This is a genomic window from Polaribacter sp. Asnod1-A03 (assembly GCF_045063585.1).
Lineage (GTDB): Bacteria > Bacteroidota > Bacteroidia > Flavobacteriales > Flavobacteriaceae > Polaribacter.
In genome coordinates this window covers 2,156,849-2,170,839 of sequence record NZ_JBEFOE010000009.1, presented here as the reverse complement: position 1 = coordinate 2,170,839, position 13,991 = coordinate 2,156,849, and the positions used below count along the sequence as shown (strand labels likewise).

Here is a 13,991-nt window from a genome sequence, read left to right as displayed (position 1 = left end):
TAAATACTTTTTTTAGAGCATGTCTAAAATTAGCTATTACATCTTTAAAATTTCTAATTTACAAACCAATATTAAACACAATAATTTAGAGAAAAGTCAAAAAATGATTTTACTGGATTTGAAATACATTTTAAAAGTAAACTTATAATTTAACGTAAATATGACTTTTATTAATAAAGGATAACGATATTTTATTTTGAAAAAAAAATAAAATCCATCAATTTATATTAAATATAAAAGTGATGGATTTATGTTCTTAAAATTCTACTTTTTACTTCAGTTTATCATTATTTTTTTTACAACAACCTGATTGTCAATTTTAATCTTTAGAAAATAAATTCCGGTTGATAATTTTGAAATATTTAAACCTGTTTTCATAATATTATCAATATTCTTAGAAATTAATACCTGTCCATTTGTATTGAATAACTCAATTTTAGACATAACACTACTACTTTCTAAAGTAATATTTGATGACGCTGATGGATTTGGAAATACATTTAAGTTAATTTGTTGAACCGAAAAATTATCTGTAGATAAAACACTTGTTTCTTCTGCTTTAAACGTAAATGTTCCAACTTCAGACTGGTTTTTTACATTTTTAGAAGTATTAGTCTCTAACCATACTTTTACATATAATGTTGTTCCAACAGTCAAATTTGATAATGAAATAGTCTCTCCACAAGCAACGGATTGTGTACTTGTGCAACTATGATAAACAGCAAATTTTAGTTGACCACCAACGCCAGAACCTTCTATCTTAAATTCCCCCGATTGTGGCACTATTATAGAATACCAAACATCGGCCAACACGGTTCCTACGGCACAACTTGGGCTGCTATTTGATGTACCACTAATGACATCTCCTGGCGTTAGTTGACCAAAAACTAACGGAATTGCATTTGAACACTCATCATTTGAAGGAGCACAATCTGTAGAAAAGTTTGCGGTTGTATCTTTATCATTACCCCAATTAGAAGTACTATAAATATCATCATCAACCTCTATACATGTTAAATTTGGATTACCTGTTGCACTAAAAAAGGTAATTTTAGAGTTGTTTTCATTTTTAATTGTTAAACTTTCTAGGGCATTATCTTCTACATCAATCCAAAATAAATCTTCATTTTTTCTAATATCAACTGTTTTTAATTGATTTTCATTCGCAATAAAAGTTAACAAGCTTGTATTAGAAAATAGATTAATAGTAGTTAATTGATTTTTATAACAAGAAATTGTTTCTAAATCTAATAATAAATGAACATCTAAATTAACTAAATCATTATCTCCAACATCTAAATTTTTGAGTTGTAAATTTTTTGATAAATCTATTGTTTGTAGTTGATTATTAGCTATAATCAACTTTTCTAACAATACATTTTTACTTAAATCAATAAAAGAAATTAAATTATTAGTTGCCTCCAATTCTTTAAGGTTTGTAAAATCTTGTATTCCGGTTAAATCTGATATGTTTTTATCCTTAAGAGTAAGTTCAGATATATTTTCTATATCAGTAGTTAATACTTGTCCGTTTAAGGTAGCATCAGAATCTATATTTTCATCAATTAAATATTGCTCAAAATTTGCGTCTAAGATTACTGTAATATTATTACAATATTTAGTGTCGCCCATAATAGACCAATTGTTGGGTGCAGAAGTTAAAATTGTTCTTGCGACTTCTCCTGTACAATAGTAAAGATCTTTTGCACCTAAAGAAACATTTGGTTTTAAGGTTTGTGTTGCCCAACCTTTTAAAATGGCATCATAATTTTCTTTAGTTATAGCAGACTCATCTAACATAGAACTCATACTTATAACATTACTAATATTCCAACTACTAATGTTTTGATTAAAAACCTTTGATTTTTTAAACATATTGGTCATGTCGGTTACATTAGATACATCCCAACCACTTATATCTTGGTTAAAAGCACTAGTATCTTCAAACATATAGCTCATATCGGTTACATTAGATACATCCCAACTACTAATATCTTGGTTAAAAATATATGTTCCTTCAAACATATAGTTCATATTTGTTACCTTAGACACGTCCCAACCACTTATATCTTGGTTAAAATTATTTGCTGAAACAAACATACCACTCATATCTGTTACATTACTTACATCCCACCCACTTATATCTTGGTTAAAGACTCTTAAGAGTCTAAACATTGCATTCATATTAGTAACATTACTTACATCCCAACTACTAATATTTTGATTAAAACCTGTTACAAAATTAAATAAGGCACTCATATTTGTAACATTGCTAACATCCCAATTTTCTATGTTTGGTATATGCCAAACATTATCATCTTCATCAAAATTAAGATTGATAGCACTAAACATATAACTCATGTCTGTAACGTTACTCAAATCAGGAATATCAGTAGCTAAAACCCTAAAATAAGTACAACCATAAAAAGCTCTTTCCATACTTTTCCATTGATTATTACCCCATTGTTCTACAGTTTTTAAAAATTCTTTAGCACCAGAATAGTTTACAAAAATTGCAGGAAACGTACCTGTTATGCTTACAGTATAAGTTCCTTTTACTAAATAAGTATGAGTTGCATCTCCTATTTGGTTAGTAGATGTACTACCATCTCCCCAATCTACATTATAATTATACGTATAATTTGTATTAATAGGGATACTTATTTCTTGATTATCTCTTAAAGTTAGCCAAGTTGTAATAAACTGTGCAAAGGATGTTTGAACAAAGAATATAAATATTAAAGTTTGTAGTGTTTTTTTCATAGCTGCTGATTTAGTAGTTCATTTTTTTATATTAATTTGAATTAATGGTAAGGTTCTTATAAGATAATTTTACACCTTAAATACTAAAATTTTGTACTTGATAATTAGAACTGATTTCTAAAACAAAAGTTACTATTTCTGTTTTATTCCCTATTATCTCTAAAATCATTAAATGCAATGTCTATAGTTAGTGTAACTAATGCTCTTAGTTTTAAAATTTCATAGTTACTGTGTTTTATAGTTTTTCTATTTTAAAACAAATAATTGATAAGCTACTACCGTGTGCATAAAAATATTCTTTATTAAGTATAAGGTCTTTGACATTCATTTTAACCCTTTGCCATTTTCCAACGTCTATTCCACCAAATCCATCATTTGTTAAATTTACTTGAATATCAAAAGTAGCATTACTATTTGCTGCCTCACCTTGTAATATAAATTCTCTCATTACATCTATATTTAAAGATGCTTCTATCAAATCATTTTTATAGTTATTATTAAGGTACTTGTCTACTTTAAAACCTTTTCCTAAAACTTTTCTAGATTCTGTTTTTGAAATATCTAAAACTCTATTTGGTTTTTTATCTTTTGGTTGAATTTTTACATTTCCAGAAAGAGTTTTTGATTCTAAATAAACACCAATAGTGCCATAATATTTATGCCCTTTATCACTACCAAGTTTATTAATTGTAACTCTATAAGTCCCAGAATAATCTTTTTCTTTTTTTACCAAAGGTATTACGTACTTACCATACTCATAAATAGACTTGTTGGTTGCAACTGCCCAAATTTTACCATTATGTACGGCTATATCTTTAAAATCTTTTCTAGTTCCGTTTAATAACACCCATTTTTTAGTCGTTTTATTCCATTTATAAATGCCTTTATTTCTACCTACCGCATAAAGATCTCCTGTTTTATCATCTATTGTAATTTTTAAAGGATTTCCATTTAAGGTTTGCCATTTTCCGTTTTTATGTATTTTAAAAGCGTTATCCTTAAATCGTGCAAAAAGTGTTTTAGAATCTTGACCAATAATTTGGTTAAAGCCTGTTGTTCCTCTGTTAATTAAAATTTTTTCTTGCCATTGTCCTTTGTACAGGTTGTATAATTTACCAGAGAGATTTAAAGCTCTTATGTTTCCATTTTTATCAATATTAATCTCATTCGTTTTTATCCCCGTAATTTTATTCCAGTAGCCCTTATAGTCTCTATAAACTTCATTTGTTGTTGAAACCATATAAACAGTTCCGTTTGGATGTACTGTTATAGATTTTATATTTTTAGATTGTTTGCCAAATGGCTTAAACTTTTTTGATCTAAAATCGTATTTAAGTACATTTTTAGAGGTACCTACAACATAAACGCTGCCGTCTTTTGAGCTTATTGCTATATCTGTTGCTTTACCTGTATTTTTTATAAAAGATTGTGCATTTATACTAAGCGTAAAAAAAAACACAACAATAATTGCTATTATTTTTAATTTTAAAATTTTCATAATTAATGTGTTTATTATTTTAATCTTCCAGGTCTTTTACGTAGCATAAAACTAAACTCTAAAGGCTTTATTTCTCCTTTAAAACCAACTGGTTTTGCAAATAACTGCATGATGTATTTTCCTTCTGGCATAGTGCCTTGGTATCCTTTTTCTATTGTAGTAGCGTGCCTTTCTTTGTCCAAACTTGCTAAAACACTAATAAAATCGAATGCTTCTGCTGGTAGAAACATTTCTCCTGGGAAATAAGGTATTGGTTGCTTTCTTTGTAGGTTTTTAACTATTATACCATCTTTTTTTACAACTGTAATAAAATCAAAAAAGATAACGGTTTCTCCATAAATGTTTTTTGAGATTTCTTTAGATTTAAAATTGAATTTTAATTTATATTTTTCTGTTTTAAAATCTTTAAATAATTGTACTGCCGAATTCGTTTTTAAATTCAATTCGGTTTTTGATTTTCCGTTTAAGGTTAATGTACCTTGTATGGTTTGTGCATTGGTAAATGCACAAAAACCTATTGTAAAAATAATTATTACTAGCTTTTTCATAATGTTAGTTTTTTTTTAAATTTGATAATGTTTTGCTATTTCAATAACAATTTCTTTGTTTTCTTTACCCGTATTAGTAGACCTACCCCTGCTAGGAGCCGCAATGCTATACATAACACCTTTTTTAAGTATTAATAACTGATACGTGTTGGCAATGTAAACTGCTTTATCTCCTATACCTTCTACTTTATGATAAATAGCTGCATTTCTTTTAGGATTATATTGCCAAAAAGGGTCTTTTTGTTGATTTACCCAAGCTGTAACTTGTCCTTCCCAAAACTCATAGTCTTTTTTGCCGTAAAACAGTTTTACTTTGCAATGCAAAATGCCTCCAGATCCATTACTTATAGGTTCTATAGTAATATGAGTAGCATCTGTATTGTACTTTAAAACAAGTTCTTTTGGGAACTCATTACACATCTTACTTTTTATGTCTTCTATGTTTATTTTAGGGTTTGATATATCTGAATTCATATTTGACTCCCCATTAACAATGTTGTTAGAATCCGTTTTATTTTCTTTACAAGACATTAATAGTAAAGCACATAAGAGTATTGTATATTTTAAAAAATTCATTTAAATCTGTGTTTTAATTAATATATCCACCAACTTTAGCCATACTGATAGCTATTTTTTTATAATCTCTATTTTTAGAGGTTTCGGCTTTATTTAATCTGTTCTTTAATGGATTTACCACCAATGTATATCCTTCAAATTTAATTTCTAACACTCCTTTTTTAGGATTCCAAAGTGCAGCTTTTCCTAAATTAGGTATCCATTCTGCAGATTTAGAAATTGATTTTTTTAAGCTCCATGCTTCTTCCCAGTTTTTGCCACTACCGGCAGCTTCAGCTACATCTCCCATAAATTCGTCTTTACTAATTTCACGATTTACTGCAATAGAACCTCTTAACCACATAAAATCATTATCTCCTTCTTCAACATAAAAAATACAAGCAGGTGCCATATCTTTTTTATATCTATCAGACTTTGTAGGGTCTTCTACATGTACTTTACTTGCAGAAACGCCATATATTTTTGCGATAGCTTCTTTAGTTATGTTATTGCAAGCACTCATTCCTTTGGTATAATTAATTTTATTGACTTTAAAGTTTTTATTTATAAATGATGTTTCACCTATTTCAAAAACATTGGTTACTTTTTTATCACCAAAACAACTGGTAAACAAACTGATTATTAAAGTAAGTATTATTAAATTTCTCATAACATTTTTATTTTAGAATCCCATTTTTTTGTATTCATTTGTATTTATAGACACACTTCTATCTTTAACCCCAATAACTTCTATAGAAAAACTTTTTCCATCTTGTATGGTATTCATTTCTAAAACAAAACCAGAAAAATGAGGGTTATTCATTTTCATGCCCAACATTGGCAGAGCTTTATTTTGAACTGGAAAATCATTTGAAACCCAAAAAGAAACACTTCCTTTTTGGTTTGTATACTCATAATCTACCTTTACTTCTTCACATAAATAACCTACAATTGTTTTCATTTTTCCCGTTTTTTTATAGGCAAAATCTCCTTCTTCGGGAATTTTATCTTCCATATTATATTGGCTACCCATTTGTTCTATAGAGGTCGATTTTTTTATTTTCATACCTGCCATACTCATAAAGATTGTCATTGATTCTGGAGTATTTACAACCAGCATTTCTTGACCTTGCATTTCTTTTGGTGCTACAGACATACCGTAAATGTCTGGGTAAGTTCCTAGTAAAAACTCAATAATTTGAGCATCTCCTCTATCATCTATCATTTTAACCTCTACACTCTTATCAAAACTAAATGTTGATGGAATATCTACGGTTGGCATTGCTTTTTTAAAGCCTTGTAATATTTCTTCTTCAGAAATATCATTAGAAATTGCTTTCTTAACCTTAGGCGCCTTGGTTATCGTATATTCTGGAGATGATGTCGTTACCATTCCTTGTATATTTGCGGGTATGTTTTGTACATAAGAATCTGTATTCTTATGATCATGTAGTTTTACATTTCCAGAAAAATTAATAGCAAAATTTTTATCTTTATTAAAAGTAACAGAAACTGTTCCGCTAGTTATATCCATATTTTGATGTGCTCTAACTTCATCTCTATTATAACTATATGTACCTTGTACCATAGCATTGTAAGCCAATTTTAACGTAGCTTCTTCTGGAATTTTATAAGTTTTATCTTTAAGATTATCAATATCTTCTACCTCGTTTATCACTAACTTGTAACCATCAAAAACATCTGCATCAGAAGTTCTCCAATACCCAATAATTCTTACCGTATTGCCTTCTTTATTCACTTTGGTTTTTGTTAAATCGTCTACATTAAATTTACCATATAAAGTAGAATGATTTATAGAAGCAGATCCGTAAGATTGTAAACTATCATCTATTTTTTTAGTTTGAGTATCATCTTCTTTGTCCTCTTTACCTTCCAAGGTATTATCAATAATTTTGTCTGTTTCTTTATCTACTTTTTTTTCTATTTTTTGCTCAATTTTTGTTTGTACTTTCTTTTTAAGTTTTTTCCATAATTGTGCGTTAGTAGGCACCATAAAACCTATTGATAAAACAAAAAAAGTAATTAGAATTTTAGGGTTGGTTTTTAGTATCATTTTATAGTATTTTTTACTTTAATGATTCTAAAACCAAAAGGTTAACATTTTTTTATTTATTTTTAATTTTTTGTTTACTATTCTATTTTTAAACCATTAATGAGAGAACAACAGTTACTTCTTCTTTTAAAACAAGCTGATAAAAGTGCTCTTAAAATGGTATATACAGATAATAGAATTCCGTTTATAAATTTTGCTAGAACTTTTCATCTTTCTGAAGATGATATTCTTGATGTCTATCAAGATGCAATTATTGTCTTACAAGAAAAAGCTGTAAAAGGAGAAATACACCATTTAAAATGTACTATAAAAACTTATTTGTTTGGTATTGGCAAGTACATGTTATATGAAAAAGCTAGAAAAAATAATAAGAAAATTAAAGAATTCCCTTTAGAAAAAGAAGATTATAATTATAAAGAAATTAGTAGCGATTTTCTTAATGATACACCAAATGAGCATCAAGATTCATTAAGAAAAGCTTTTGCTACATTGGGTAAAAAATGCAAAGAAGTATTGACATTATTTTACTATAGAGGATTTACTATTGACGAAATTTGTGAAACTTTAAATTATGATAATAAAAACGTTGTAAAAAGTCAAAAATCGAGATGTATAAAACAATTAAAAGAAAAGATTAAAACAGAAACTCATGGAAAATAACGAGTTTGAAGCACATCTAAAAAAAGTAATTACTGCAGAAGAGCGTAAACAACAAAAAGATTTTTTAAAATCTGTAGAAGCCACAATAAGAATAGATAAAACTAAAAAAACAAAATGGTTTATAGCCGCCTCTATTGCTGTTATCATTAGTTTGTCTAGTTATTTTGTTTTTAATAACCAGTCTATTTCTAACCAAGAATTGTATGCAACATATTTTACACCACATAGAAATATTGTGGTTCCTATTGTTAGAAGCGAAACAAAAGCAACTAACAAAATAACTGCTTTTAAAAACTATGAAACTGGAAAATATACGGAAGCAATTGCCCTTTTTAATCAATTAACAAAAAATGATTCTATTGATAATAATACGCTTCATTTTTATAAAGGAAACGCATATTTGCAATTAAATAAACCTGAAAAAGCAATTCTATCATTTTTAAAAATTTCTGATTCTGATACCAATTGGCAAGAAGAGCGTTTATGGTATTTGGCATTGGCATCTTTAAAAACAGATAAAAAAGAAGATGCTAAAAAATATTTAATTCACTTAAAATCTAATAACTCTAAAGGTTTTAAATTAAAAGAAATTGAAAATTTATTAAAAGAAATTAATTAATCTTTTTCTAAAAACTACAATTATAATACTTGCAAAACCTAAAGCAAACCACCAATAATTTTTAGAGGTTTTAACAGGACTTATATCTCCAGATACTACAAATCCAGCCCAATAATAAGGATGCTTTAAGGCATTGTATTCTGTTGTTTTTAAATAATTTAATTTTGCTATTTGTAAAGCTTCATTTTTAGATTTACCCTTCTTTAATTCTTCGTAAAAACTGATCATAATTTTAGAAGTTTCAACATCTGGAACCGCCCACAAACTAGCTACCAAACTTGGTACACCGGCGTATGTAAAAGCTCTAGAAACATTTACTAAACCTTCTCCTTTTTTTAACTCTCCAGAACCTGTATTACAAGCACTTAAAACCGCCAAATCTGCATTTAAAGACAAGTTATATAATTCTGATATAGAGAGTTTATGGTCTTTTTTTTCTGGCGAAAAATTTAAACTAGAAAACTCTGGTGCTATATTGTTAAAAGAAGAATGCATGGCTAAATGTAACATACTATATTCTGACGCATTCTTTATAAATTTACCTTTATTTGCATCATTTCCTATAAACGATTCTGAACTAAATATAGTTGCTATTTTTGTTGCTTCTTTTAACGCTCCAAATAAGGCAGTGCTATCGTTTCTTTTTGGGTTTTCTTCTTGGTATTTTTTATAAATTGGCGCATAAATACCCAACTTATCTTTCTCAGATTTTTTTGTTTTTATTTGTCCATTCCACAACAATAAAGAAGGTGCATAACTTACTTTATAAGTCTCAATTAAAAACGCTCCTTTTTCATCAATTAGAGCTTCCATAGGAATATAATTTAAAACATCATCTTGTATAAAAACAAGTTCTTTATCTTCCTTTTTTGTAATTACATCTTTAGGTAAAAATAATTTATAAAGCTGTTGTACTTTTTCTTTGTAACCTTTTTTGTTTGGTGATTTTAATAGTTCTAACAGTATTTTTGTCTCTGCAATTAAAGAATTTTTATTACCTATTTTAACTAAACCTGTATTGTTTTTAGTAATAATAAAAGCAAAAACATTGCTTTCTGTAAAAATATATTTAATTACTTTTTGGTCCGCTACTAAATGTTGTTTAAGTTCTTGTAATTTAAAAGGTTTTATTTTTTGATTAAAATATTTCGGATAATTTATTTGAAACCATTCTTCTACTTCAACAATTTCATTATTAATTGATAAAATATGTTCTTTATAAAGGTTTGCTTTTTCATGATCTGATTCTTCATTTAAATACAATTCTTTTTTATAAAAATATAATTCGGCCAACAAATCGTTTTCTTTTTGTAAAATAGAATCAGGAATATTTAAATATTTTCTTTGTTGGCTGTTTAAAAAATTATTCCAAATGGTTTTAGAACCATTATTTTCTATAATTTCTAAAACTCCTTCTTTAGAAACCGTATTATCTAATAAAGTAATAGATAATAATTGCTCATTAATTTTAGTTACCGTTAAGTGTTTTAAATCATTATACACTAAATGGTTAAAGTTTTTAGAAAAAATATCTGAAGCCAATTTTATAACACTAAATGCTTTTTTTATATTCTTTTCATCATTATTTATTTTATAATATTTTTTATAATTAGCACTTATTTTAATTAGGATATCTAAAACATCTTGACTCCCATAAGGATTTATTTTATCATAATTTAATTCTTCAATTAAATATAGTTGAGAACTATCTCTTTGCATTCTTTTAAAAAGAGAAGTATAAATGGTGTCCATTTTCTTATAATCTTCCTGTTTAAAAAAGATTTCTCCTTTTTTTGCATACAAATTAATTAAACTATAATCATCGTTTTTTTCTTCTCCTGCTTTTATATAAATATCTAATAATGAATTTACTTTAGATAAAGAATCTTCTTTTATATAATAATCTACTATATGTAAACGATCGTTTAAATTAAATCTAGCAATATTTTTTTTACCTAAAACAGCCAAAATTTTATCGCTTATTTTTTTTGATTCATAGGGTTGTTTTCTACGTATCAAATCTGCTTTAAACCTTAAAGCTGCCATTTGATAATTTTTAACAAACTCATAAAAATAAGAAAGTTTGTGCGGGTTATTTTCTTTTTTATTTTTATCAAAATTATTTACAAAATCTAATATTTTATTTACATGATTTAATGCAGTTACAGTATCTTTTTTGTGGGCCGCCAATTTACCTCTGTAATACCAACCTCCTAATTTTGTTCTGCCTTTAAAAGTCTCATTAAACCAAATAGAAACATCATTTTTTCTATCTTTCACTAATCGTTCGCTCTTTAAAATGTATTGTTCTGCTTTTTTAATATCACCATATAAAAAATAACAAATAGCTATAGAATTATACGCTATATTTAAGTAGCTCATATCTTTATGCTCCGGGATAGCCTCCCAACGTTTTATTACCTTTTTGTAACTTTCTAATTCTTTTCTATAATATCCTAAATTACCATAAACAGTAGCCAAAACATGTTCTTGTATAGCAACATCTTCATTAAATTCTCCTTGATAGGCAATATTATTTGCAATTGCTTTTTTACACAATGCTATTTCTTCTCGTCTTAGTCCTTTTCTTCCTAAAGCACTCCCTCTTATATACATAGCTTCAGAAATAAATTTATGATGTTTGCCTAAAGTATCTCTAAAAGCTTTTTCTGCTATTTTTGTATTTGCTATAATTGAATCTTGGTTTGCTTTAATCTCCCAATATTTATACAGTTGTCGATGCGTATGACCTTTTAAATAATTGTCTTTTTTTCTTACTTTTTGTTGAAGTGATAACGATTTTTTTAGATAAGAATATGCCAAATCATTTCTCATTGCTACTACTTCAAGGAGTGCTTTTACAGCGTACTTTTTAGCCTGAATATTTATATATTTTTCAGAATTTTCTTTCTTAATTCTTTCTAATAAATCAGTATAAAGAGATATTGATTTTTCTAAAGTTACTTTTTTAGAATATACTGTGTGATTAAAATAAATAGAATCTGCTAGTGCTTCTTGTTTTAGAAAACTCATTTTTACTTCTTGTGAAAAAGAAGTAATCGTTGCTCTAAAAATCAGTAAAAGAAATAAGTATTTAATTCTCATTCAGTTATTTGACAATTTTTACAGCCAAAATAAAAGCTTTTTACTAAATAAACAAAAAGCTGTACTAATTTTAAAAAATTTAATCCTTCTTTATCATTCATTAAAGAAATCATAGATAGGGTTTTGAAAACAAATTGCTTATCTAAAAAGAAGAAAAAAGGATGTTGAAATAAAAATGTGTAAAATTAATAATTACTACCTTTGAAATACTTTGTAAATAGACTATGATAATTAAAGATTTAGTAGGTACCTTTCTATTATTGGCTACAACTAAGATGATCATAAAAACCCATATAAAGGAGAACTTAGTTTATCTTTAAATAAAGATGATAGAATTGTTGCAAAGTGGATTATCAACAAAACTTTAGAACAATTTGGGGTTTGATTTTTTTTAAAATAATATTCTTGTTATTAACTTCAAATATCTAGGTTTAGAAAATAAAACATATAATGGAATTGTTCTTTACAAATGCTTAAACAAAGATATTTTAGAAAATTTTTGGTCGGAAAAATATGAAAACTTTAATTATTTAGGATCAGAAAATTGTTTTAGAGTTAAAGAAGCCAAACAGCTTTTAGATTGAGTATTTATTTATTTTCTTTTAAGATAAATATTATATACCAAACCAGATAGAATTAAAGCGATCCCTAACAACGCCCAATAATTATAAGTTTCTTCAAACCAAACAACACCTACAATTATCATAAAGACCACTTCTAAATATTTTAAAGGAGCAACCACATTTGTCTCTCCCACTTGTATTGCCTTTGTCATGTATAATTGACCGATATAACCAAATACACCTAAACTTAGAAACAAGACCAACTCTATAACCGTAGGAGTTTCCCAATAATTAATAGACATAATTCCTCCAAAAACAAAAGCAGCAACCATAAAGTAATTTATAATCACTAACGGATGTTCTGTATCTCCTATCTTACGAATAACTACAAAAATTACCCCTAAAGAAACAGCCGAAAGTAATACAAATAATAAACCAATCGATTTTACTTCTCCTCCAAAACCTTTTATAATTAAAACACCGATAAAAGCGACTAAGAAAAGTACCCATTGCATGGGTTTGATTTTTTCTTTTAAAAAAATTAATGCAAAAATAGCTGCAAAAATAGGTGATGTATACCTTAAAGACACAGCAGTACCTACTGCTAAATAATTTAAAGACTGAAAGAAACAAGTTAAAGAAAGTACACCTGCTATCCCTCTTATGATCAACAATTTTTTATGGTTTCCTAAAATTGGAATTTTATTTTTTAAAATTAACGGAACTGTAAATGCAAGTGTACCAATGGATCTAAAAAAAACGATTTGATATACATTAAAAGATGTTAAATACTTTACAAACGCATTCATAATAGCAAATGCTATTACGCTAAAAATCATGTAAAAAATTGCCTTGTTATTTTTCATAAAAAAAAAGAAGAAACCCTTCAGTAAAAATACTGAAGGGTTTTATTATTTAACGTTAAAAATACGATTATTTTCTAACTTTTGTTACAATTGCTAAAGCGGCTTTTACATCTTGCTCTAACTTTGCATAATCTTGATTAGCTATAATATCTTTAGAGATTAATTTAGACCCCATACCAACACAAGTTACACCAGCATCAAACCAACCTTTTAAGTTTTCTTCTGTTGGAGCAACACCTCCTGTAGGCATGATAGAAGTCCATTGTTGTGGTCCTTTAATACCTTTTACAAATTGAGGTCCATAAATATCACCAGGGAAAAGTTTTACGATTTCACATCCTAATTCTTCTGCTCTCGTAATTTCTGTTAAAGTACCACATCCAGGAGACCAAAGTACTTTTCTTCTATTACAAACCATTGCAATATCTTCTCTTAAAACAGGAGTTACAATAAAGTTTGCTCCTAAAGCCATGTATAATGCTGCTTGACCTGCATCTGTAACAGAACCAACTCCCATTATCATTCCTGGTAATTCTGCAATTGCATATTTTGTTAACTCACCAAAAACTTCGTGAGCAAAATCTCCACGAGCAGTAAACTCCATTAAACGAGCTCCACCATCGTAACATGCTTTTAATACTTTTTTACTTAATTCTATATCATTATGAAAAAATAAAGGAATCATCCCTGTATCTTTCATTGCTTGCGCTACTTCTAATCTTGAAAACTGTGCCATTTTA

11 protein-coding genes are annotated in these 13,991 nt (G+C 27.5%); 2 read left to right on the top strand and 9 right to left on the bottom strand.

Annotated elements, in window-relative coordinates; genetic code table 11:
* Window positions 1-276 precede the first annotated feature (276 nt).
* From ACJJVY_RS10040 to ACJJVY_RS10015, 6 genes are all read right to left on the bottom strand, one after another.
* Window positions 277-2,763 carry a BspA family leucine-rich repeat surface protein gene (locus ACJJVY_RS10040; RefSeq protein ID WP_405607706.1) on the bottom strand — a complete coding sequence of 829 codons (2,487 nt, stop codon included), beginning with the start codon at window positions 2,761-2,763 and terminating at the stop codon, window positions 277-279.
* Window positions 2,764-2,998: 235 nt separating this feature from the next.
* Window positions 2,999-4,261: a tectonin domain-containing protein gene (locus tag ACJJVY_RS10035; protein WP_405607703.1), complete on the bottom strand. Its 1,263-nt coding sequence runs from the start codon at window positions 4,259-4,261 to the stop codon at window positions 2,999-3,001.
* Window positions 4,262-4,275: 14 nt separating this feature from the next.
* Window positions 4,276-4,809 (bottom strand): hypothetical protein, encoded by a 534-nt coding sequence (locus ACJJVY_RS10030; protein WP_405607700.1) that lies wholly within the window; start codon window positions 4,807-4,809, stop codon window positions 4,276-4,278.
* Between the two features lie 15 nt (window positions 4,810-4,824).
* Window positions 4,825-5,385, bottom strand: a complete 561-nt coding sequence (locus ACJJVY_RS10025) for a hypothetical protein (protein WP_405607697.1) — start codon at window positions 5,383-5,385, stop codon at window positions 4,825-4,827.
* Between the two features lie 13 nt (window positions 5,386-5,398).
* Window positions 5,399-6,034 (bottom strand): hypothetical protein, encoded by a 636-nt coding sequence (locus ACJJVY_RS10020; RefSeq protein ID WP_405607694.1) that lies wholly within the window; start codon window positions 6,032-6,034, stop codon window positions 5,399-5,401.
* Between the two features lie 12 nt (window positions 6,035-6,046).
* Entirely contained in the window at window positions 6,047-7,438 is a 1,392-nt protein-coding gene (locus tag ACJJVY_RS10015; protein WP_405607691.1) for a hypothetical protein, read from the bottom strand.
* Between the two features lie 99 nt (window positions 7,439-7,537).
* Here ACJJVY_RS10015 and ACJJVY_RS10010 point away from each other — a divergent pair, with 99 nt between their 5' ends.
* Entirely contained in the window at window positions 7,538-8,098 is a 561-nt protein-coding gene (locus tag ACJJVY_RS10010) for an RNA polymerase sigma factor (RefSeq protein WP_405607688.1), read from the top strand.
* Entirely contained in the window at window positions 8,088-8,717 is a 630-nt protein-coding gene (locus tag ACJJVY_RS10005; protein WP_405607685.1) for a tetratricopeptide repeat protein, read from the top strand. The genes ACJJVY_RS10010 and ACJJVY_RS10005 overlap by 11 nt, the downstream gene beginning before the upstream one ends.
* Here the strand turns inward: ACJJVY_RS10005 and ACJJVY_RS10000 are convergent.
* From ACJJVY_RS10000 to ACJJVY_RS09990, 3 genes are all read right to left on the bottom strand, one after another.
* Window positions 8,700-11,822: a CHAT domain-containing protein gene (locus tag ACJJVY_RS10000; RefSeq protein ID WP_405607682.1), complete on the bottom strand. Its 3,123-nt coding sequence runs from the start codon at window positions 11,820-11,822 to the stop codon at window positions 8,700-8,702. The genes ACJJVY_RS10005 and ACJJVY_RS10000 overlap by 18 nt on opposite strands.
* A gap of 592 nt (window positions 11,823-12,414) precedes the next feature.
* Window positions 12,415-13,251, bottom strand: coding sequence for a DMT family transporter (locus ACJJVY_RS09995; protein ID WP_405607679.1), 837 nt, complete (start codon window positions 13,249-13,251; stop codon window positions 12,415-12,417).
* Between the two features lie 67 nt (window positions 13,252-13,318).
* A complete protein-coding gene (locus ACJJVY_RS09990; RefSeq protein WP_405607676.1) occupies window positions 13,319-13,987 on the bottom strand; it encodes a bifunctional 4-hydroxy-2-oxoglutarate aldolase/2-dehydro-3-deoxy-phosphogluconate aldolase in 669 nt (222 codons plus the stop codon).
* Window positions 13,988-13,991: the final 4 nt, after the last annotated feature.

What these genes read in the sequence shown, in the direction of transcription:
- ACJJVY_RS10020 (WP_405607694.1), bottom strand. Translation starts at nt 6,034, where the DNA reads ATGAGAAATTTAATAATACTTACTTTAATAATCAGTTTGTTTACCAGT.
- ACJJVY_RS09995 (WP_405607679.1), bottom strand. Translation starts at nt 13,251, where the DNA reads ATGAAAAATAACAAGGCAATTTTTTACATGATTTTTAGCGTAATAGCA.
- ACJJVY_RS10025 (WP_405607697.1), bottom strand. Translation starts at nt 5,385, where the DNA reads ATGAATTTTTTAAAATATACAATACTCTTATGTGCTTTACTATTAATG.
- ACJJVY_RS10000 (WP_405607682.1), bottom strand. Translation starts at nt 11,822, where the DNA reads ATGAGAATTAAATACTTATTTCTTTTACTGATTTTTAGAGCAACGATT.
- ACJJVY_RS10010 (WP_405607688.1), top strand. Translation starts at nt 7,538, where the DNA reads ATGAGAGAACAACAGTTACTTCTTCTTTTAAAACAAGCTGATAAAAGT.
- ACJJVY_RS10035 (WP_405607703.1), bottom strand. Translation starts at nt 4,261, where the DNA reads ATGAAAATTTTAAAATTAAAAATAATAGCAATTATTGTTGTGTTTTTT.
- ACJJVY_RS10015 (WP_405607691.1), bottom strand. Translation starts at nt 7,438, where the DNA reads ATGATACTAAAAACCAACCCTAAAATTCTAATTACTTTTTTTGTTTTA.
- ACJJVY_RS10040 (WP_405607706.1), bottom strand. Translation starts at nt 2,763, where the DNA reads ATGAAAAAAACACTACAAACTTTAATATTTATATTCTTTGTTCAAACA.
- ACJJVY_RS10030 (WP_405607700.1), bottom strand. Translation starts at nt 4,809, where the DNA reads ATGAAAAAGCTAGTAATAATTATTTTTACAATAGGTTTTTGTGCATTT.
- ACJJVY_RS09990 (WP_405607676.1), bottom strand. Translation starts at nt 13,987, where the DNA reads ATGGCACAGTTTTCAAGATTAGAAGTAGCGCAAGCAATGAAAGATACA.
- ACJJVY_RS10005 (WP_405607685.1), top strand. Translation starts at nt 8,088, where the DNA reads ATGGAAAATAACGAGTTTGAAGCACATCTAAAAAAAGTAATTACTGCA.